This window comes from Hymenobacter sp. YC55, from assembly GCF_029433095.1.
Taxonomy (GTDB): domain Bacteria; phylum Bacteroidota; class Bacteroidia; order Cytophagales; family Hymenobacteraceae; genus Hymenobacter.
The window spans coordinates 65,597-87,759 of record NZ_JARNTX010000001.1; the positions used below are offsets into that span (position 1 = coordinate 65,597).

16 protein-coding genes are annotated in these 22,163 nt (G+C 55.0%); 8 read left to right on the forward strand and 8 right to left on the reverse strand.

Annotated features, from left to right (window positions below; translation table 11 throughout):
• Positions 1–237 precede the first annotated feature (237 nt).
• Both P1X16_RS00290 and P1X16_RS00295 read right to left on the reverse strand, forming a co-directional pair.
• A complete protein-coding gene (locus P1X16_RS00290; RefSeq protein WP_277225246.1) occupies positions 238–804 on the reverse strand; it encodes a hypothetical protein in 567 nt (188 codons plus the stop codon).
• Positions 805–965: 161 nt separating this feature from the next.
• Positions 966–1,418, reverse strand: a complete 453-nt coding sequence (locus tag P1X16_RS00295; protein ID WP_277225249.1) for a hypothetical protein — start codon at positions 1,416–1,418, stop codon at positions 966–968.
• A gap of 288 nt (positions 1,419–1,706) precedes the next feature.
• Here P1X16_RS00295 and aspS point away from each other — a divergent pair, with 288 nt between their 5' ends.
• The 5 genes from aspS to P1X16_RS00320 all read left to right on the forward strand — a co-directional run bounded on the left by aspS (position 1,707) and on the right by P1X16_RS00320 (position 5,617).
• Positions 1,707–3,470: an aspartate--tRNA ligase gene (gene aspS / locus P1X16_RS00300; protein ID WP_277225251.1), complete on the forward strand. Its 1,764-nt coding sequence runs from the start codon at positions 1,707–1,709 to the stop codon at positions 3,468–3,470.
• Entirely contained in the window at positions 3,471–3,905 is a 435-nt protein-coding gene (locus P1X16_RS00305; RefSeq protein WP_277225253.1) for a hypothetical protein, read from the forward strand.
• A gap of 109 nt (positions 3,906–4,014) precedes the next feature.
• Positions 4,015–4,596: a hypothetical protein gene (locus tag P1X16_RS00310; RefSeq protein WP_277225255.1), complete on the forward strand. Its 582-nt coding sequence runs from the start codon at positions 4,015–4,017 to the stop codon at positions 4,594–4,596.
• Between the two features lie 79 nt (positions 4,597–4,675).
• Positions 4,676–4,930, forward strand: coding sequence for an autorepressor SdpR family transcription factor (locus P1X16_RS00315; protein ID WP_245121535.1), 255 nt, complete (start codon positions 4,676–4,678; stop codon positions 4,928–4,930).
• 21 nt (positions 4,931–4,951) lie between these two features.
• Entirely contained in the window at positions 4,952–5,617 is a 666-nt protein-coding gene (locus P1X16_RS00320) for an SdpI family protein (RefSeq protein ID WP_277225258.1), read from the forward strand.
• 84 nt (positions 5,618–5,701) lie between these two features.
• Here P1X16_RS00320 and P1X16_RS00325 read toward each other — a convergent pair whose 3' ends face one another.
• Together P1X16_RS00325 and P1X16_RS00330 are read right to left on the reverse strand one after the other, a co-directional pair.
• A complete protein-coding gene (locus tag P1X16_RS00325; RefSeq protein ID WP_277225260.1) occupies positions 5,702–9,337 on the reverse strand; it encodes a M1 family aminopeptidase in 3,636 nt (1,211 codons plus the stop codon).
• Positions 9,338–9,516: 179 nt separating this feature from the next.
• Positions 9,517–10,410 carry an ABC transporter ATP-binding protein gene (locus tag P1X16_RS00330; RefSeq protein WP_277225262.1) on the reverse strand — a complete coding sequence of 298 codons (894 nt, stop codon included), beginning with the start codon at positions 10,408–10,410 and terminating at the stop codon, positions 9,517–9,519.
• Positions 10,411–10,659: 249 nt separating this feature from the next.
• Here P1X16_RS00330 and P1X16_RS00335 point away from each other — a divergent pair, with 249 nt between their 5' ends.
• The 3 genes from P1X16_RS00335 (at position 10,660) to P1X16_RS00345 (ending at position 15,724) form a co-directional block, all read left to right on the forward strand.
• Positions 10,660–13,836 carry a sensor histidine kinase gene (locus P1X16_RS00335; RefSeq protein ID WP_277225264.1) on the forward strand — a complete coding sequence of 1,059 codons (3,177 nt, stop codon included), beginning with the start codon at positions 10,660–10,662 and terminating at the stop codon, positions 13,834–13,836.
• Between the two features lie 118 nt (positions 13,837–13,954).
• Complete coding sequence (locus tag P1X16_RS00340) at positions 13,955–14,605, forward strand: response regulator transcription factor (protein ID WP_277225267.1); 651 nt, start codon at positions 13,955–13,957, stop codon at positions 14,603–14,605.
• Between the two features lie 327 nt (positions 14,606–14,932).
• Entirely contained in the window at positions 14,933–15,724 is a 792-nt protein-coding gene (locus P1X16_RS00345; RefSeq protein ID WP_277225269.1) for a 3'-5' exonuclease, read from the forward strand.
• Positions 15,725–16,758: 1,034 nt separating this feature from the next.
• On the opposite strand, the gene P1X16_RS00350 is transcribed toward P1X16_RS00345, so the two are convergent.
• The 4 genes from P1X16_RS00350 to nuoL form a co-directional block, all read right to left on the reverse strand.
• Positions 16,759–18,168: an NADH-quinone oxidoreductase subunit N gene (locus P1X16_RS00350; RefSeq protein ID WP_277225272.1), complete on the reverse strand. Its 1,410-nt coding sequence runs from the start codon at positions 18,166–18,168 to the stop codon at positions 16,759–16,761.
• Between the two features lie 99 nt (positions 18,169–18,267).
• The gene (locus P1X16_RS00355; protein ID WP_277225274.1) at positions 18,268–19,737 is read right to left on the reverse strand and encodes an NADH-quinone oxidoreductase subunit M; all 1,470 of its coding nucleotides are present in this window, start codon (positions 19,735–19,737) and stop codon (positions 18,268–18,270) included.
• The gene (locus P1X16_RS00360; protein ID WP_277225276.1) at positions 19,737–20,093 is read right to left on the reverse strand and encodes a superinfection immunity protein; all 357 of its coding nucleotides are present in this window, start codon (positions 20,091–20,093) and stop codon (positions 19,737–19,739) included. Before P1X16_RS00360 ends, P1X16_RS00355 begins: the two co-directional genes overlap by 1 nt.
• A gap of 26 nt (positions 20,094–20,119) precedes the next feature.
• Positions 20,120–22,060, reverse strand: a complete 1,941-nt coding sequence (gene nuoL / locus P1X16_RS00365) for an NADH-quinone oxidoreductase subunit L (RefSeq protein WP_277225278.1) — start codon at positions 22,058–22,060, stop codon at positions 20,120–20,122.
• Positions 22,061–22,163: the final 103 nt, after the last annotated feature.

The window sequence follows — 22,163 nt, forward strand, 5'->3', positions numbered from 1 at the left end:
GTTGCCATGCTATCTGATTTTACCACACTAGCGAGATGCTTCGGCTGCGCTCAGCATGACGGGCTGGTTGGAGTTTAGTTAGCATCCGAGAGGCTTTGTTGCCTCCTCAGCTTAATTCGCCACATGCTCAGTAGGGCGTTCTGGTTGGAGTTAGGAACGGCAGTACGGTCAGCACACTAGATGCTTCGGCATGCGGGTCCAAGATGAAGAATGACGTCGTATGACGTTCTCAAAACCCTACTTCATTGAAATACTTTGCATAACGGCGCGGGCGGTGGGCTGCCACTGCGCTTGCTCGTCGGCGGGCGCTACAAACGTGAAAACCGTGAGCTGGTCGCCTTCAATAGCATATTGCACCATCTGGTAGCGGCGGATAGGGGCTAGGTTGCCGGTTCGGCGCGTATCGGCTACCGACGACACGAATTCTAGTACCACAAAATCGCGCTTGTTGATGGTGCGAATATCCTCGGTCAGGAAATCAACCTTGGAATACATATTCTGGATGCTGGCTTTGTAGATCTTAAGCAGCAGTCCGTAATCTTGGTTGCTGAAGGTGCTCGGCTTCTGCGCCACGCTGAAGTCGACGCGGCCACTGGCATTGCTGAATACGGCCAGCGGCTTGCGCGGGGCCGGATATTTGGCTGCAATACCATCGTCGGGCAGCGCTTGGAAGCCTTCGGGAACCCCTACCGTAATGTTCTTGCCGACAGTGGTTTTTTTGAGCTTGGGCGCGGCAAACGCCGCCAGTAGCAGCACCGCCAGCAGGAGGGGAGCAAAGCGGAAAAAGCGAAAAGTGGTTTTCATACAGGGCGGAAAGGTACAAGGTAACGCCAAGCTTCAGCTTGGTCCGTCGTGGCCAACATAGGCTAGAACGCTTATTAACCGGAGTTTGGTAGAGCTTCCAACAAATGCAAAGCTCCGAAGTAGAATAACTTCGGAGCTGCAGAAAGAAGTTTCAAGAAAGACTAGCGGCGCTTTTTCTTGGCTACCGCTGGTGCCGGATACGTTACCTTCACCTTCTTCCAGTACACGTAGTTGCCGGTTTTGGCTTCGATGAGGTAGTTGCCCGCCGGAATGCGGCCGAGGTCAACCGGTGCACCGGTGTTGTTGGCGGGGTCGAGGGCGGTGGTGTAAACCGGCTGGTTTTTGTAGTTGGTCATCACCAGGGTGCCGGGCTTGGTGAACTGTTGCGTGAAGCTGAGCATGATGCTCTGCCCGCCGCTAGCCGGAAAAATATCGATGCCCGACAGCGTCTCTACGCGCTTGATAGGGCCGTTCAGCGTCACGGGTTCCGCCTCCGATTTGGTTTTCACTTCGGTGCCGTCAGCCGCCTTGGCCTTGGTCTTAATTTTGGTTTGCGCCTGCGAAGAGAAAGAGAAGAAAACGGCAGCGAGAACAAGAAGAGCGGAGCGTTTCATATGGAAGCCTTAATAAAAAGAAGTCGAGTAGGTTGAGGTCGTAATTGAGTGGGCAGTTTGCATACTCCGTGCCGAACTTACTACAAGACCAGGAAAAAGGCCCCATTCGTTTCAAAAACAAACATTTATCACAAATCAATGTGGTTTTCTTCACAACAAACCACTTGATTTTTAGCTACCCTACTAATTTTTCCTGTCTACCTTTGGCATGTTTCAAGTTGCGGCCTGTAGCACACGAGTTGTAGCGCGCCAGAACTAGAAACCAGAAACCAGAAATTAGAAACCAGAATGCTCCGGACTCACACCTGCGGCGAATTGCGCCCCGAACACGTTGGTTTAACTGTTACACTCTGCGGCTGGGTGCAGCGCACCCGCGACAAAGGCGGTATTCTGTGGGTTGATTTGCGCGACCGGTACGGCCTCACGCAGTTGGCTCTGGAAGATGGCGTTGAATCAGCCGAAGTGCGCGAACAAGCCCGCCAGCTCGGTCGCGAATTTGTGCTGCAAGTAACCGGCCGGGTGTCGGAGCGCCACTCCAAAAACGACAAAATCCCGACAGGCGGCATCGAAATCCGCGTCGAGAAAATTGACGTGCTCAATCCAGCCAAGCTGCCGCCCTTCCTCATCGAAGACGAAACCGACGGCGGCGACGACCTGCGGATGAAGTACCGCTACCTCGACTTGCGCCGCAACGTGGTGCGCCAAAACCTGATGCTGCGGCACCGTGTGGCGCAGGCCACCCGCCGCTACCTCGACGGCCAAGATTTCATTGAAGTGGAAACGCCCGTGCTCATCAAAAGCACGCCCGAAGGTGCCCGCGACTTTGTGGTGCCTTCCCGCATGAACCCTGGCGAATTCTACGCGCTGCCCCAGAGCCCCCAAACCTTCAAGCAGTTGCTCATGGTGTCGGGCTTCGACCGGTACTTCCAAATTGTGAAGTGCTTCCGCGACGAAGACTTGCGCGCCGACCGTCAGCCCGAATTCACGCAGATCGACTGCGAAATGTCGTTTGTGGAGCAGGAAGACATCCTCAATACCTTCGAGGGCCTGGTGCAGTACCTGTTCCGCGAGGTGAAAGGCATCGAAATCGGCACGCTGCCCCGCATGACCTACGCCGACGCCATGCGCCTCTACGGCAACGACAAACCCGATACGCGTTTTGGGATGCCGTTTGTGGAGTTGAACGAGGTGGTAAAAGGCCACGGTTTCCCCGTATTCGAGGCGGCGGGCTTGGTAGTAGGCATCTGCGCCACCGGTGCGGCCACCTATACCCGCAAGCAACTCGACGAGCTAACCGACTACGTGAAGCGCCCACAGATTGGCGCCACTGGCCTCGTGTACGCCCGCGTGGAAGCCGATGGCAGCGTGAAGTCTTCGGTTGATAAGTTCTACTCACAAGAGCTGCTACAGCAGTGGAAAGCCGCCTTTAATGCGCAACCTGGCGACTTGCTGCTAGTGCTGGCCGGTGAGCCCAACAAAACCCGCAAAGCTCTTTCGGAACTGCGCCTGGAAATGGGCTCCCGCCTCGGCCTGCGCGACAAAGACACGTTCTCGGCGCTGTGGGTGGTGGATTTCCCGCTGCTCGAATTTAACGAGGAGGAAGGCCGCTACTTTGCCATGCACCACCCGTTCACCTCGCCCAAGCCTGAAGACATTGCTCTGCTCGATTCGCCTGATACCATCGGCGACGTGCGGGCCAACGCCTACGACATGGTAATCAACGGGGTAGAAGTAGGTGGCGGCTCCATCCGTATCCACGACCGGACCGTGCAAGCCCGCATGTTCAGCCTATTAGGCTTCTCCGATGAAGAGGCGAAAGCGCAGTTTGGCTTCCTGCTCGACGCCTTCGAGTACGGTGCACCACCGCACGGCGGCATTGCCTTTGGCTTTGACCGCCTGTGCAGCCTCTTCGGCGGCGCTGACTCCATCCGCGACTTCATTGCCTTCCCGAAAAACAATTCCGGCCGCGACGTCATGATTGACTCACCTTCCCAGATTTCGGAAGTGCAGCTTAAAGAACTCAGCATCAAGACTGCGGTACTGGGAAAATAAATGCAGGCTGAAGACTACGAGTACGTTTTTTATACCTCCCCCAAAAACAGCTACTTCGGTTTATTTACGGGAGCATGCAGCATTGTATTTGCAATGTGGGGAAGTATTCAAAGCCCTCTTAATGTTTTGGTTGTAATTGGTGCTCTGCTTGTAGGTATTGCTCTCCTAGGAGTAAGTTTCAAAGGTTTATTCAATACAAAACCAGCTCTGAAACTAGGGCGTGCAGGCCTATGGACTCCTAAGGTTGGATTTCTCCCTTGGAAGCACATGCAAGTGATGCTCAAGTCTGTTACAGGTGGCAAAGCTGGCTCACTTGAGTACTTAATAATTAAGCATTCTCAAACCAATGAGCAACTTGAGGTGATTCCTATCTGGGAACTCAGTGGTCACACAGAAAAATTGAGCAATTTATTGCAGCAGTATAAACGTAATTAACACGTTTGCTGCAACAGCAAAAATCTAAAAGCGGCGCCTGATGCATCAGGCGCCGCTTTTAGATTTATTAGGGTATCAATTTTACCCTATCGTTAACTACGATGTGCTTATGCCTACCAAATTGTGCTTGCTGATTTTGCTTGCCCTCTGCTCGTGTGTTAATACTAACGAACACCGCACGCATCATAAGCAACGGCTCGAAGTCAAGTTTATCCTATCGCATAGAGAATACGGCTGGCGTGAGTACGGCTCAGATTCCGTGAAGCTCTCGCGCCCTATGCAGTATCTGATAGACGTCTATCGGGCCACTTATGTGTTAAACGGGCATGAGCTGGTGCTGTACAAAACAGCTTATAAGTCAGGAGCTACACCTATCCGCATAAGTAGCAACCCTATAAGTCCTCAACAGGCTCGGGTATTCCGGCAAGTTTTGCGTCGTTCTAATCTAGATTCTTTGGTTTTACGGAGCAACAATGTGGCAGCCGATGATGGATTTCAGGTGGAAGTAGCGTTAGCTAAAGACGGAAAAACAACCGAGCTATTCTGGAATAACAACTATGTGCCCGAGTTAGTAGCGCTGCTATCAATCGTTAATACAGTATCTCCGGAGTCGTTAAAGATTTATCCTGTTGCAAAAGAAGCCGACTTCATTCAGAGCTTAAAGGCTACATCGGATTACAGAGCCAGATAGATAAGGCGTAGTAAAGTCTTATAAACTCCTTGCTATCTTGAATAAATATTTAGATATTTGTCTAAATAACTAACCAGTCTTGAACGCTCTATTTAAAGCCCTTAATGACCCCACACGGCGCGCCATTCTGGAATTGCTCCGTGAACAGCCGCGCACGGCCGGGGAAATAGCCGAACACTTTCAGTTCTCGAAGCCCACCATAAGCCACCACCTTGACCTACTCCGCCAAGCCGACCTTGTGTCCAGCGACAAGCAAGGCCAGTTCGTGACCTACACGCTCAATATGACCGTGATGGACGAACTACTAGGATGGCTGCTGCAATTCAAGTCATGATTTAACGTGCGTTCCCACAACATGAAAGCTTCCTTCTCTATTTGGCACCTGCTTACGCTGTTGGCGCTGGTGCTGCCTGCTTTGTATTTGGTATACACCTGGGAGGCGCTGCCGGCGCAAATCCCGACGCACTTCGACATCGGTGGCAACGCCAATGGCTACACAGACAAGGTCAACATCTGGATAATCTGCGTCTTCTTGCCGCTGAGCACCTACCTGTTATTCCTGTTCATTCCTCGCTTCGACCCTAAGCGACGGCTCGATGCCAACAACCCCAACTATCATAAGCTGATGCTGGCTTTTGTAGGGCTGCTGAGTGGAATTAGCATGTATTGCTTGTATGTGGCTTTGCATCCGGCCGTGAAGCCCGGGCAGGGAATGGCCGTGGTATTGGGACTGTTTTTCGCGCTGGTAGGCAACTACCTCACTACTGTGCAGCCCAATTACTTCGTGGGCTTCAAGACGCCTTGGGCGCTGGAGTTTCCGCGCATCTGGACGCGCGTGCACCGCTTAGGCGGACGGCTATTCTTTGCTAGTGGTTTGCTGAGTGCGGTGCTGGCGCTGGTGTTCCCGGTGCAAGTGGCTACGGTGGCGCTGCTAGTAGGTGTATTTGCGTCGGTTGGGGTGGTGTATTGGTATTCGTATTGGCTGTACAAGAAGGAAATGCAGGCTATTCAGGCAGAATAGCTGAAACCATTTTGAGCAGATAACAACAAGAGCCGCCCTCATCGGGCGGCTCTTGTTGTTGGGGCAGTTTTGTGAAGTATGGTTTTACAACTCTACCGCCTTGGTATTGTCTTCCAATGTGCGGTCTACCAACTCATGATACGGGTCGACGCCGGCTTTGGCGGGCTTTTTCGGTACGATGAATTCCAGCTGATTGGTGCCGGCGTGTAAGCGGCGTTTTGTGAGAGCCAGCGGAGATACGGGCTTTTTATCTTTGCCGGGCTCCGGGAATACGGCCACCGGCACCCAATCCTGGAACTGCGCGGCCCGCTCGTTGCCGAGGCTATCGGCGTAGAACTTGCGCGCCTCGATGGTCATCTTGACTTTGTAGCGGCCATCGGGCAGTTTCTGGGCGGAGGCGGCAGTGAGGCGGTTGTCGTAGAGCGTGATGTTCTCGAACATATCCTTCACCAGGTACTGCAATGAGTCGGGCGTGGCCCGCTTGATATAGCCTAGAAACTCCGTGGAATTGGTGTAGGGCGGGCCCTGGTAAGCCACGGCTTGCACGTACTCCTTAAGCGCAGCGTTGAGCTTGGCTTCCCCAATGTAGTCGGCTAGGGCGTACATCACCACCGAGCCCTTGCGGTAATGGATATAGGGCTGGTTTTCTACTTTCGATAGCGGCACTTCCTTCTTGCGTTCTGCCGAACGGCCCCCGAGGTAACGGTCGAGTTCATACTTCAGAAACTTCTGCATGGTGTAGGCACCGTAGTGGTGCTTCATCACCATCAGCGCCGAATATTGGGCCATTGTCTCGGACATGAGCGTGGAGCCCTGCACGTCGCCGCCAATGACCTGGTGCGCCCACCACTGGTGCGCTATTTCGTGCGAGGTCACGTAGAACGGATAGTCGATGTCTTCGGGGTCTTTATCGTCTACGTCGGCAATGAAGCCGATGCTCTCGGAGAAGGGAATGGTATTGGCGAAGCTCTGGGCAAACGAGGCATACTGCGGAAACTCCAGAATGCGCACCTGCCGGTGCTGGTAGGGGCTGAAGTTGCGCGAGAAATAGCTCAATGATTCTTTCACGCCCCGCACCATTCGGTCCAGGTTGTACTCGTGGCCGGGCTGGTAATAGATTTCGATGGGTATGGTACGCCCACCCACCGTGTCGGTCCACTGGTCTTTCTTAACGGCGTAGCGGGCCGAGAGGAAAGAATAGAAATTGAGCATGGGCCGGTCCATCTTGTAGCGGAAGTAGCGGCGGCCGTTCTGGGTCCATTCCTTCTGTAAGTAGCCGGGCGCAATGGCTATCTGGTCGGGCGAGGTGCTGACGGTAGTTTCAAAGCGAATCCAGTCGGAGTCGTGGCTGATGTAGGTGTTCTGCCGCGCCTTCAGATTGTTAACCGAGGCCATGCGCGGCTTGGGCTTCAAGTCGTTGCGCTTTCGTACATCATCATCACTTAACTCTCGGCCTTCTTCGTAGCCTAGCGAAGGCAGGTAGCTGCTGTTGAAAAATGTGCCGTTGTAGACCACCTCGGTATTGGAACCGCTGTTGGGGAAGCCCTTTTCGTGGTACGTTACGTCCAGATTCAGGCGCAGCGAGTCGCCGGGGGCCAGGGGCCGACCGAGTTGGTAGATACGGTACAAGTAGGTTGAGTCGTTGAGCACGAGGCGGGCTCCGGGGCCAAAGTCAAGCTGCCGGATCTTGGCGAAGCGCGGCACACTTACATGCACTGAGTCTAGCGGGCCGCTGGTCTTGTTTTGCAGCACGAAGTAGCCGGTGAAGTGCACTCGCCGTTCCTGCGGGAAGATGTCGGTGTTGAGGTTCACGGCCGTAATGCGCGGCTGCGCGACATCCTTGTAGCGGCGGTACTTCTTCTCGAAAGCTGCCTGCGCCTGCTCCAGAGCCTTGGGCGTGCGATATTCGTTGAGAATGTTGGTGTTATAAAAGATGAAACCACCTGATACCAACAAAACCAGCAACCCCAGGCCGGCCGCAGCCCAAGCCGGGCGGCGGAACCGGCGGCCAGCTTCCTGCCAGCGCCAGCGGGGCACAGCCTCGGTGCCCCGCACCCACAGCAGGTTGGAAGCCAAGGCCAACAGCAGCGCAAACGCCGCCCAGTACACTTTAAACCACGCAAAGCCTTCCACAAAATGCCCGTAGCCGTTCATAGCCGAGTACGGAATACTGGGGTTGCCGCTGTAGTCGAGAAGGTGGTGGTTGATGCCTAGCTGCTCGCGGAAAATATTGGCCGCATAGTAGAGTATCATCACGAAGTGGCCCACGTACTTGTTGTTGACCAGCACCTGCACCAGCATGGCCAGCACGCACAGCAGCAGAAAATCAACCAGGCGCACTCCAAACAGGCCTTTCAGATACAGCAGCGGCTCGTAGTGGAAGTAGCCCTTGGCCGTTTGCACCAACAAACCGCACACCAGCACCACTACCAACAACACCACCTGCACCAAGCTCAGCGCGGTGAGCTTAGAGAAAAACGGCACCCAGTTGGGCACCGGCAGCGCGTCCGTAATCTGGGCAATGTTGGATTCCCGCTCCCGCCACACCAACTCGCCAGCGTAATAGGTGATGATAATCAGGATGAACAAGGCGAAGTTGCCACCGAGCGTATCCAGCACTTCGTTGGTGACGGGAAACACAGTGGTGCCGTACATTTTGCCTACCTGGCTGCCAATCACCAGCAAGTAAATGGTGCCCGAGGCCACAATGGCAATGAAATACACGCTGCGGACGATGCCCCGAAATTCCATTTTGGTGAGGCTCCACCACTGTCGCCAGTTCATGGCATCGGTAAACAGCTGGGTTACTTTCGGTAGCCGCAGTTGCGTAGGTGCGGGCATTGCTACTTCGGAAGCGGCAGCCAGAGCAGCGGCTTTGCGCTTGCTAGGCTTGGCGTCGGAAGAGAAAACCGAGAACCGAAACCGGGCAAAGCAAAACGCTAGCAGCGCTACGCCCACGGCGGCCCACACCAGTCGGTTCAATAGCACATAATTGCTCAGTGGTAGCAGCAAGGTGTTTTTCTCGGCCGGCGTCCAATAGCGAGTGGTGAAGTAGATGGCGCCTGCCCCGAAGGCATCCAGTGCCGAAGCCAGCATCTCGTTGTCCATGTCGGAGAGGTACGACTGCGCCACGATGTAGCTGAGCAGCAGCACCACCGAGCCGATGTAGGTGCTCAGGATGTTGCGCGTGAGCGTGGCCATGGTAAAGAACACCGCCCCCGAAAACAGCAGGTTCGGCAGCACAATCACCAGGTAAGGCCAGACGTAGTAGCTCAGGTGCGTGGGGCCAAGCTTCTCGGGCTTGATCCAAGGCATAAGGGTGGCTAGCCAGAAGCCCAGCCCGATACCGGTAAACACCACCACGGCCACCACAAACGAGCCCCAGAAGCGGCCGCCCAGGTAGCCCCACTTGCTGATGGGCGTAGTAAAAAACAGCGAGTGAGTGCGGTGTTCGAAGTCACGGTACACCGAATTGCTCATCAGGGCCGACGCCACCAGCACGCCAATCCAGCTCAGTACCGAAATAATAGTGCTGATCGTGTGCGGCGCGTTTAGCTTCACGTTGGCATTGCCCCCAATGCTGACGTTGGCGCCGGGAAAGCCACCGCCCGCTGCTGTTACCAGCAGAAACGCCATTAGCACAAACAGCCCGAAGTAAATCCAGGTGGCCGGCCGCCGGAAGCGGTATTTTAGTTCAAAAAGGAATATGGGTAGAAACATCTTGGTCAGGGGAAAGTAAGGGAGAGGGCGCCGCGCTGTGGAAGCAACCCAACTAGCTTGTCAGGCCAAGCAGAAGCGAAGCACCTGGTCTGTTGATGCCGCAATGCCGATGCAACGAAGCACTAGATATGCTTTAACTCTGCTTGACGTGGCATTCATTTTCTGTCACGCGCGGACGCCTATACCTCAGCGGCGGCCACTACTTTCCGGCCATTGATTTCAGCGAAGTACACATCCTCCAAATCCGGGTTTACTTCCTCGAAGCCGCTGTCGGGCCGTTCTTCCCCCAGCACGTGCACTACGGTCTTGCCGGCGAACAGGCGGGAACTGATAACATTGTGATGGGCCTGCAAGGCGGCCAGCTCGGTTTTCTCGACCAGCTTGCGCCATACCCGGCCGCGCAACTGCTCTATCACGGTTAGTGGGTCGCCGGCGAGCAGTACTTGGCCTTTGTTGATGATGGCCATGTTGCGGCACAAATCCGATACGTCGCTCACGATGTGCGTACTCAAAATCACGATAATATTCTCGCCAATCTCGCTTAGCAGGTTGTGGAAGCGGTTGCGTTCGGCCGGATCGAGGCCGGCGGTGGGCTCATCCACAATAATTAGGCGCGGGTTGCCGAGTAGCGCCTGGGCAATGCCGAAGCGCTGCTTCATGCCGCCCGAGTAGCCGCCCAGGTTTTTCTTGCGGGCTTCCCAGAGGTTGGTTTGCTGGAGCAGGGCCTCCACAGCTTCCTTGCGCTCCTTGGCGTTGCCGATGCCCTTGAGCACGGCCAAGTGGTCGAGCAGTTCCTCGGCCGATACGCGCGGGTACACGCCAAATTCCTGCGGTAGGTAGCCCAGTACGCGCCGTACACTGTCTTTTTCGCGCAGCACATCCAAATCATCGAGCATGATGCTGCCGCTATCGGGTTCCTGCAAAGTGGCAATAGTGCGCATCAGGCTGCTCTTGCCCGCGCCGTTGGGTCCTAGCAGGCCAAACATACCGGTCGGGATGGTTAGGGTCACGTTGCGCAGGGCCTGCGTACCGTTTGGGTAGGTCTTCGATAAGTTTTCGATAAGTAACGGCATGCAAACAAGCTGTAGAAGTGGAAGGGAGAAAGTATAAGCAACTCGGTAGAAAGGCCCTTCACTAGTTGGTGCAGGCACCCGAAGAGCGTTTGGCAATGAGCTAGCGAAGACAAGCAGCTTGGCAAGTCTAGCATGGCATAGCAACTAGCTCTTGCTGTATCGCCAAGAAGTTAAAGGCGTTACAACAAGTATATATGAAGCTATAGATACTATTGGCAAGCTAACAGTTGCTCAGCAACATAACCCTAATTGAACTTCAGTAAATTAGAGCTGTGGAATATTTCTTGGATGAAGGTGGAGGATGCTATTTGTTATACCGACGAGCTAACATTATCCGTGAGGCGGTACAGGGTGCTATTGGCCTTGCTGCTCGTACTGCTGCACGTCAAAGCCGGCGCACAATCTTTGTCATTCGCGGCAAGCACCGCCTCCTCGCCCGCCTTCCGCACACTAACCACGGCCGATGGGCTGGCGGAGAACAGCGTGTATGCCGTTATCCAAGACCGGCGAGGATTTCTGTGGGTGGCCACGCAGGATGGGCTGTGCCGCTACGACGGCGTAGGCTTTCGCACCTTCCGCAACGACGCTCAACGCCCCACTAGCCTAGGCAGCAACTATGTGCTTGCGCTCGGCCAAGACCAGGCTGGCAACTTGTGGGCGGGCACGGGTGGGGGCCTATCCTGCTACACGCCCCGCACCAACCAGTTCCGCACGTACCGCGCCGCTCCCATCGATTCCAGTGGCCTATCCGACAATTATGTCCGAGCCGTGCTCTGCGACCGGCAGGGGAGGGTGTGGGCCGGTACCGAGAGTGGTTTGCACCTTTTTAACCCCACTACTCAGCGCTTCACGCTATTTCGGCATCAGGCGTCGGCAGGCACTAGCATTCGTTACAATGCGGTGCGCGCTCTAGCCCAAGACCGAGCCGGCACCGTGTGGGTAGGCACTGGAGAAGGCCGGGTTAGCCGCTTCGATCCTAATACGAAACAGCTATTGCCGGATGCGCGCCTGCAGCCATCCAGCGCTATCACCACCCTGTGTGCCGACCGCGTGGGCGGCCTTTGGGTAGGCACCGAAACCCAGGGGCTACGCTACTTGCCAGCAGCCGGCGGCGCGGTGCGCAGCTTTGTGCCCGGCAAGCAGCTGGGTAGCCTGCCGGTTGGTCGGATCAAGACTATACTGGAGGATCAGGGCGGCACGATATGGGTGGGTACCACCGAAGGCTTGTGCCGCTACGAAGCCGCCACGGGCACTTTCCGTCGTTTGCAACACCAGCCTCGCAACCCCCGCAGCCTTCCCGAAAATACGGTGCAAGCGCTGGGTCAGGACCGGTCGGGGCTGTTGTGGGTGGGCACCGAAGCCGGGTTGAGTTGCGCTAACCTGCGTCCCACGGCCTTTGGCAGCCTCGATACTGGGGCTCCCGGACCGGTGTGGGCCGTAACGTCCGACGCGGCGGGGCGGGTGTGGGTGGGAACCGAAGAGCACGGCTTGATTTGCTACGACCCTGCTACTGGCCGCCGTGAGGAGTTCCGCCACGACCCGGCCAACCCGAATAGTTTGGCTCAAGACCACGTGCGGGCTCTGTGCTTTGATAAGCGCGGCCGATTATGGGTCGGCACCCAAGACCAGGGCCTCGATTGTTTGGAGCCCGGTAGCTCCCGCTTTGTGCATTACCGCCACAATCCAAAGCAGCCCAACAGCCTCGCCGACGACCTTGTTCTATCGGTGTATGAAGACCCGCGGGGCAAGTTGTGGGTGGGATTAAATGGCGGTGGGCTTAGTCTGTATGACCCGGTTGCCAACCGCTTCACCACCTTCCGCCACGACCCGAGCAATCCGCGGAGCCTGCCCAACAACTACGTGCGAACGGTGTACGAGGACCGCCAAGGGCGCACCTGGGTTTCCACTGGCGGTGGTGGTCTCTCCCGCTACGATGCCCGCACCGGGGCTTTTACCACCTTCCGGGCCGATGGGCGCAACCCACGTAGTTTGAGCAGCAATTCGGTTCGCTCCATTTTAGAAGACCAGCAAGGCACACTCTGGATTGGCACAGAAGGCGGTGGTTTCTCCCGAGTGGACGACCCCATTGCAGGCCGCTTCACCACCTTTCGGGAAGTCGATGGGCTCCCAAATGATGTGGTGTACGGCATGCAGGAAGACAAGCAAGGCCACCTGTGGCTTGCCACCAACAAAGGCCTAGCTCGTTTTGCGCCCCGCACCCAGAAGTTTCACACGTTCGATGAGCGCGACGGTTTGTTGCAAGACGAGTTTAATGCCGCCGCTTGTCACCGCTCCGCCGCGGGTGTCCTCTATTTTGGCGGAGTCAATGGACTGGTTGCGTTTCGACCAGAGGCTGTGCACACCAACCCAATGCCGCCGCCCGTGGTCTTGACGGCATTCCGCAAGTTCAACCGGCCCGTCGAGTTGTCTGATACCGTTATCACCGAGCGGCGGGTGCTGCGCCTCTCGCCCGAGGACAAGGTTTTCTCGCTGGAATTTGCGGCGCTCAATTTCAATTTGCCCGAGAAAAACCGCTACTCCTATCAGCTCGAAAGCTTCGACAAACAGTGGGTGCCGGCCGGTAACCGCCGCGAAGCCACCTATACCAACCTCGACCCAGGCACGTACACTTTTCGGGTAGTAGCAACCAACAACGATGGGGTGCTGAACCCGCGCGGGGTAGCGTTGAACATCATCATAGAGCCGCCCTGGCACCGGACGTGGTGGTTTCAGGTGGGATTAAGTTGGGTGGTATTTGGGTTGCTCTTTCTAGCCTATCGGGTTCGGGTGGGGCAGTTGCTGGCCCTAGAGCGGGTGCGGCACGGCATTGCCCGCGACTTGCACGATGATATGGGCTCCACGCTAAGCAGCATTTCCATCCTGAGCCAGATTGCCTGCAACCACCAGCGCCAGCAGCGGCCTGAACTGGCGGCGGCCATCCTAGAGCAAATTGGGGAGTCTTCGCGCCGCATGCTCGATGCTATGGATGATATTGTGTGGGCCATCAATCCGGCCCATGATTCGCTGGACGACGTGACGGCCCGTATGCGTCGGTTTGCCTCGGATGTGTTGGAAGCCCGCGGCATCGAATTCACTTTCCGCGCCGACCCCTCAGTACAGGGCCTCAAACTCGGCATGGAAGCTCGTCGTGAGTTCTTTTTGCTGTTCAAGGAAGCCATAAACAACCTGGCTAAATACGCGCAGTGTGAGCACGCCAACATTCTGCTTGCCTACCACCACGGCCGCCTGCATCTCACCGTCGAGGACGATGGCGTCGGCTTTGACCCAAACAGCCCGGCGCAGGGGGGCGGTAATGGGTTAACGAATATGCGCGCCCGAGCCGCCAACCTTTCCGGCCAACTCACCATCGATACTGCTCCCGGTAAAGGCACCAAGCTGCACCTGAGCATGCCGCTTAAAGCCTAAAGCACAATGATTAGTAAACCGGTAGCCATTACCGTGCAGCCTCACATTATCATGTGGTCTGATTAGGTGTCCTCAACTTGTATATTAGATGTATTCGATACCCTACTATCCCTGGCAAATGGAAACGGCTACTCGCGTACTGATTTACGAAGACAACATTGACCTGCGCACGAGCCTGAGCCAGTTGTTGTCGGGCTCGATGGGAATGGAGCTAGCGGGCGCCTTAGGCAACTGCACCCAGGCCGAGGCCGACATGCAACGTCTCCGGCCCGATGTGGTGCTCATGGATATTGATATGCCAGGCTGCACGGGTATCGAGGGCTTGCGCCGTATCAAGGCCATTGCCCCGGAAATTAATGTGCTTATGCTGACGGTGTTCGAGGAAAACGACCGGGTGTTTGATGCCATCTGCGCTGGTGCCGACGGGTATTTGTTGAAGAAAACTTCCCCTGTTCGCTTGCTCGACGCTATTGGAGAAGTGCGGGCTGGCGGTGCCCCCATGACCCCGGTTATTGCGCGGCAAGTTTTGCGCTTGTTCCCGAAAGTACCGCCCCGCCGCCCCGCCGAAGAATCGCATGCCAACCTGAGTGCCCGTGAACAGGAAATACTGGGGTTGCTGGTGGAAGGATACAGCTACAAGATGATAGCCGCCGACCGAGGTATCAGCATTGATACGGTCCGCTCGCACATCAAGAAAATCTACGAGAAGCTGCATGTTCGCTCTATGACCGAAGCTGTGAGCAAAGCCTTGCGCGAAGGCCTAACATGAAGGAAGTTTATTCTTCTGCTCTGCTATAGTGCCAGGGTACTATTCGTCTAAACTTAGCTTCTGCCAGGCTGCGCGTTTAGTTAACGGAAAGAGGGTTTCCAGTTCAAACTTGCTCGTCGTGCTTTATCTAGCATCTGCTTGCCAGATAAAGCACGGTATTCTGTTTACCAACTGTCCGCAACACTAGGAGGAGTAAGGCTTGACAGAAGAAACAGAAGTCGGGTCTTCAGCATCATACTTAAGGTGCAAGTCCATGTAAGGAAAGAGCCGCCTATGTGGCCGGAAATTGTATCTTCGGCATCATCCCTCGGCTTTTTCATTCCGCTTATGCGCCTGCTCCGCAACCTCTCGCTCGACCAGGTATTCGTGCTCGATATTGAAACTGTGCCCTGCGTTGGTTGTCACGACGACCTGGCGGAAATGTTGCAGCATTTGTGGGAGCATAAGTGTCATGCCCTGCGCCGTGAGAAAGGCTGGATTTCGCACGCCTCGCACATCGACCCGTTGCCGGATCATCTGCACGCTGCTGCTTTGTTCGAGCAAGCGGGCATCTACGCCGAGTTCGGTAAAATCGTCTGTATTTCGCTTGGTTGCTTCTACTACGACAAGCAGGAGCGGCTACGCTTCTATGTGAAGTCCTTCGCCAACCACGACGAAGCCCAACTCTTGCGCGAGTTCTCAGCTATTCTTGAAAAGAAACCCGAGCACTGGCTCTGCGGCCACAACAACAAGGAGTTTGACATCCCTTACATCTCGCGCCGCTTACTCATCAATGGCCTCGGCTTGCCACCGCAACTCGATACGGCCGGCAAAAGACCCTGGGAAATAAACCACCTCGACACGCTGGAACTCTGGAAATTCGGCGACCGAAAATCCTTCACCTCCCTGTCGTTGCTGGCTGCTATGTTCGGCATTCCCACCCCCAAAGACGACATCACCGGCGCCGATGTGGCCCGTGTTTACTACGAAGACCAAGACCTGCCGCGTATTGTACACTACTGCCAGAAAGACGTCATTACCACCGCCCGCCTGCTGCTGAAGTTCAGGGGCGAAGAGCCATTTACGGATGAAGCTGTCGTGTACGCAGATGAAGCCTCCGTGCTGATGCGGCGCGTTTGACTATCAAGTGGAGCCAGCACCAGCTATTAGCTAGAATATCTCAGCTGTAGTACTACTGATAATTACGCCAGAGCATGATTACTTAGAATGGGAAATTGAGGCCTGGAGAAGAGTTTCGACTGGCTCGAACTTGGTTTGATGTGCAACACTCAAAAGTGTATTGCCGCTTTTGTCCTTAAGATTGATGTAGGCTCCTGCTTGTAAAAGCAGCCGGACGTTTTCTAGCTGGCAGAAATGTATGGCATGGAACAGGGCAGTTTCACCGCTACCGTTGCGTTGGTTTGGGTCAGCTTTATACTGTAACAGTAGGCCAAGGGTAGAGACACCACACTGAGTTCGTGCTGCTTCGAAGAGTGCGGAGGTGGAATTCATAAAGGCACTGCTCCTGCCATTGGGGTCGGCACCGTGACGCAATAGTTCTTGTGCAATATCAAGGCGACAGCCTCGCACAGCCGCTATCAACGGAGTGTCGTGCTGGTGTAGCGCGTTAGGATCAGCACCACACAAAAGCAGCAAACGCACATGCGCTACATTACCTGCTTCAATAGAGGGCTGCAAGCTAACATGACGGACCACAACCCACGGGAATAAGACCAAGCATACGCCAGTAACAAAGAGGGCTACAACTCCGGCTTTAGTTTGCTGAGCGAGTAAGAGCGCAAATACGCTCAACACTCCAGCAAACCAAAAAGCGTATGTGGTTGGACTTGCGGCGAAATGGCAGAGAGCAACAACACAACCTGCAGTACCCGCTAAATAGGCAATCCAACTAGACCGAGTTATGGAAGAGAAGGTTAGCCAAGGACGGTTAGTTAGCAAGCTGTAGAAGCTGGCCAACCATAAAAGGTAAGCACCCGGACCAATGAATGGACCACCATAAGCAATACTTGAGCCTAGCACCATCCAGAGGATAGTTAGCCCCCATAGTAAACGGCCTATCCAAGCTGGTTGCCTCATTGGCGTATGCGTTTTGTCTGGTATAGTAACAGAAAAAGCGGCTCGAAGGCCGCTTTTTCTGTTAAGAATCGTTTTGCTTACAAGATGCCACTTAAAATTCCTGGCAGCACACCGAGCACCACCGTTAGCAGCGCTAGTAGCAGCAAGGCTGCCGACTGGAACCCGCTTATTTGTATTGGTTCACTGGTGTCGGCGTCAAGGTCGCGCATGTACATGGCAATAACGGGGCGCAGGTAGTAATAAATGCTGATCATCGACATAACCACGGCAAACACTACTAAGCCGATGTGCCCATTCTCTACAGCCGCCGAAAAGATGAAAAACTTCCCGAAGAAGCCACCAGTTAGCGGAATGCCAGCCAGGGAAAGCATGGCCACGGTCATCACGAAGGCCAGCAGCGGATTGGTTTTTGCAAGACCATTCAGGCCATCGTAGTCTTCGCGCTTGCGCTGCTCCGACACTTGTTTCAGCACCCCGAAAGCGGCCACCGTTGCCAGCGAATAAGCCAGCGAGTAGAAGAAAATGCCATTGGCGGAAGCCCCTTCCAGTTGTCCGTTGAAGGCTACCAGTCCAATAAGTAAGTAACCAGCATGCGACACGCTGGAGTAGGCCAACATCCGTTTAGCGCTGGTCTGTACTACCGCCCCCACGTTGCCGATGGCCAGCGTGAGCACGCACATGGCCGTTAAGGTAGGCAACCACAACCCTTGAGCTGAAGCAGCCGGGAAAGCCTGCACCAGCAGTTTCAGGAACGCTGCAAAGCCCGCCGTTTTCACTACGGTGCTCATGAAAGCCGTGAAGAAGGTAGGGGTACCCTCGTAAACATCCGGAGTCCAGAAGTGGAAAGGGGCAGCCGATACTTTAAAGCCAATGCCAATTAGCATCATCAGCATCCCGATGTAGAGCATCGGCGTGAGTGAAGCATTGACGGGGTTTTGCACGGCAAAGCTGATGTTTTTCAGCTCGAAAGTGCCCGTGGCGCCGTATACCAGCGCCATACCAAAGAGCAGGATGCCCGTAGCAAATGCCCCCATCAGGAAGTACTTCAGGGCTGCTTCGTTGGAACGCAGGTTGGTTTTCTCGGCGCCGGCTACCACATACATGGCCACGCTCAGGATTTCGATGCCCAAGAACAGCATCAGCAGGTGGTTGTATGCTACCATCATGATGGCCCCAACCAGCGAAAAGATCAGCAGCGAGTAGTACTCGGCCAGGTTGGCCTGACCGTCGCGCACGTATTTCTCGGAGAAAGGAATCAGCAGCAGTGCCGTCAACACCACAATGCCTGTGAAGGCCACCGAGAAGTTATCGACCACGAGCATGTCGTGGAAAAACGACTGTGGTCCGCCGTTCCAGTCGGTGAAGTTGACGGTCAGCACCGTGCCCAGCATGAGCATAGCTGCCGGCAGCAGAATCCGGTTGGAGCGCAGAAACCCTAAAAACAGGTTGCCGAGGCCAAAAACAGAAAGAAGAACGATTGAAATCATGGTCAAACTGTAACACCAACTTCAAGTTGGTGAATCATGAAACTATGTCGTGGCCGCCTGAGCGGATAGGGGAGCCAGGCGGCCAACTTAAAGTTGGCGTTACCTCTTCACCACCTCACTTAAAATATTCATCACGCTTCCTTCTGATAGGTGCAGAAACGTATTCGGGAACAAGCCAATCCAGAAGACCAACACGATAAGCGGCACCAAGACTACTAGCTCTGCACCAGTCAGGTCGGTGATAGTGTTGGAAAACGACGAATCTGGGCCGAGCATAACGCGCTGGAACATGCGCAGCAAGTACACAGCCGCCAAGATAATAGTGATGCCAGCCACAGCACCCATCCAGGCACTATACTGATACACGCCCCCTAGCAGCAGAAACTCACCCACAAAGCCGTTGGTGAGCGGCAGCGCGACTGTGCCAAGCAGCAGCACCAAGAAGCATACACTCAGAATAGGCGTCTGACGGGTGAGGCCACCCAAGGCCGGAATCATGCGGGTGTTGGTGCGGCGCTCAATGCAGTCGGCAATGAAGAACATGCCCACCACGTTCACGCCGTGTGCCAGCATCTGAATGCTAGCTCCTTGCAAGCCGATTTGCGTGAGCGAGAAAACACCAGCCGCCATCAGCCCTACGTGGGAGAGAGAAGAGTAAGCAATAAGCCGCTTCACGTCCTCCTGACGAATTGCAATAACAGCGCCGTAGATGATGCCGATAATCGACAAAATTAGAACTAGGTTCTGCCATTGGCTCACACCGAGCGGCACCACCGGCAGCAGCCAGCGCATGCAGCCATAGATACCCATTTTCAGCATGATACCCGAGAGCAGCATGGTGGCCGGAGCCGGCGACTCGGTGTACGTGTCGGGCTGCCAGGTGTGGAACGGGAAGATGGGCATCTTCACGGCAAAGGCCGCGAAAATCAGCCAGAACAACCACGACTGCTCCTGCGCACTCAAGTTCAGGTTATAGAACGAAGCGAGGTCAGCGTTGTGCGCGGCAAGACCATTGGCAGCCGGGCCAGTCTGGAAGTAGAGGTACACGAAGCCGGCCAGCATAAACAGTGAGCCGACAATCGTGTAGAGGAAAAACTTGAACGTAACGCGGGCCCGGTTTACACCGCCCCACACACCAGCCAGGAAGTAAATCGGAATGAGGGCTACTTCCCAGAAGAAGTAGAATAGGAAAGCATCCTGGGCCGTAAATACACCCACCAGTCCAGTTTCCATGAACAGCACCAGCGCATAAAATGCCGAGGCATTTTCGAAATTGCGGCGGTACGACGCCAGCAAAATAAGCGGCACCAGAAATGTAGTAAGCAGCACCAGTAACAAGCTTAGGCCGTCCATTCCTACATGGAAGTTGATTCCCGCTGATGCAATCCAGGGCAGGTTTACCGAGGATTGGTCGGAGTTGCCACCGTTGAAGGTAACGGCTGCGAAAATTGCTAGAGCGAATTCAATCAGCGCCGCACCAAACGCTGCCACGCGGGCAGTACTACCCTTGAAGAAGTGCAGTAGCAGGGCGGCCGCCACGGGCCATAGTAGGAGAAGGACAGTCAGCATTAGCTAAGCAGGTTGTTCTTTTGACGCTCAAATTCCGCTGCCGTGAGTACGCCTTGGTTGCGCAAGTCACGCAGCTTGCCTAGTTCGTCAGCAACGGAAATAGCTGACGTACCTGCTGGTGCAGTGGAAAATGAGAAAGGTTTAGGGACTGGCGCTTTTCGGAGGGCAAGATAAAGGGCAACAAACCACCCAATAATTGACCAGCCAGCCAAGAGATTAACAAGGAAAATTAGAAGCCTGTCGGGGCGCTTGAACGCTATGATGGACGGCAAGAAATGAAGAACAGCTCCTAAGGGGACAATGAGCATAAGGAGCATCAGCTCGCTAGCTCCTAAATCTCCCAAAAAAAGCAGCATACCCTTCATAGCGTAGTGTCGGGTAGTTAAAACTTACCGGAATTCAACGCCAGTATCAGCGCAATACCGATCACCATCAAGATCAAGTAGGTTTCCACCGAGCCGGTTTGCACGTTGCGCAGGAGTCTACCGCCACCCACCGTAACGCGGCCGAAGCCGTTTACAATTGGGTCAATAACGCCTTGCTCTACATAGCGGTAAAACCAGTTCGACAGGATCATAACCGGGCGTACGAACAAGGCATTGTAAAGCTCGTCGATGTAGTATTTGTGATAAACCACGCTTTCGGGCGCCGAGCGTTGTGCGTCGTCTTCGGCTGGCCGCACACCGCGGCTCACGTACTGCACATAAGCCAGAATGATACCCAACACACCGGCGCCTACGGAGAGACCGATAAGCATATACTCTGTGGCGTGGTCAACTTCCGCACCGAAGGCCGCTGGATTGAGGCGCTGCGAGTACGTAAAGAGAGGGGCAAGGTAATCGGCGAGGTAGCCGCGGCCGAGTACAAGCGGTGCGTTCATAAAGCCACCAACTGCTGCCAGAATGGCGAGAATAATCAGCGGCAGGGTCATGGAAGCCGGCGACTCGTGCAGGTGATGCTTCTGCTCCTCAGTGCCCCGGAACTCGCCGAAGAACGTAAGGAACAGCAAACGGAACATGTAAAACGCCGTCAGGAAGGCCGTAAACAAGCCCACGGCATACAGCACCTTGCTGTGCTCGTAGGCATGCAGCAGGATTTCATCTTTCGAGAAGAAGCCCGAAAACGGCGGAATACCAGCAATGGCGAGGCAGCCAATTAGGAAGGTGATAAACGTAATGGGCAACGCTTTGCGCAAGCCGCCCATGCGGCGCATATCCTGCTCGTTGCTCATGGCGTGAATCACCGAACCCGCGCCCAAGAACATCAGGGCCTTGAAAAAGGCGTGCGTCAACACGTGGAACAAGCTGGTGCTGTACCCCATCACGCCTAAAGCGAGGAACATGTAGCCCAACTGCGAAACGGTGGAGTAGGCCAGCACCTTCTTAATGTCATTCTGCGCCAAGCCGATGGTGGCGGCAAACAGCGCTGTAGCCGCACCAATAATGGCAACAACTTCCAGCGTTTGGGGCGCGAGCGTGAAGAGCACGTTGGCGCGCAAAATCATGTAGATACCGGCCGTCACCATGGTTGCCGCGTGAATCAGGGCCGAAACCGGAGTAGGACCAGCCATAGCATCGGGGAGCCAGGTGTAGAGCGGCAGCTGTGCCGATTTGCCCATGGCACCCACGAAGAGCAGCAGCGTAATAGCCGTTACTACGCCCGTACCGATCTGCATGGTGGAGGCCTTCTGAAACACCTCGGCGTACTGTACGGAATCGAAGGTGAGGTAAATCAGGAAGATGCCAAGCAGGAAACCCAAGTCACCGACGCGGTTGATGATGAAGGCTTTCTTGGCGGCATTGTTGAAGGCCGTGTGCTTATTCCAGAAACCAATGAGCAGGTAGGAGCACAGCCCTACACCTTCCCAGCCAATGAACAGAATCACGAAATTAGCGCCCAATACCAGTACTAGCATACTGAACACGAACAGGTTCAGAAAGCTGAAAAACTTGCCCACGTTCTCGTCGTGGTGCATATAGCCAATACTGTACACGTGAATCAGGAACCCAACGCCCGTCACAAGCAGTAGCATAATCAGGCTAAGCTGGTCGATTTGATAGGTGAAGGGAATCTGCATCGAGCCCACCGAAATCCAGTCGAACAGCTTGACGGTGTACTGATACTGGAAATTCAGGAACAGGTACACCGAAATCAAGAACGAGCCAAGGACCGTGGCGCTGCCAAGCGCGCCGGCTACCGTGCCGGAGAGACGTTTGTTGAGCAGCCCGTTGATGAGAAAGCCTAGGAAAGGCAGCAGCGGAATAAGTACGTACAGAAATGTAGAGTACGGGGCGCTGGCGGCGGGAAGAACGGTTTCTTGCATCTATAGTAATGGCTAAATGGCGTAATGGGTGAGCTGTTAAATGGTTGGCTATTGGTATAAGCCGTCGAACGGCTAGCCATTTAACAAGTCGACCTTTAAGCCA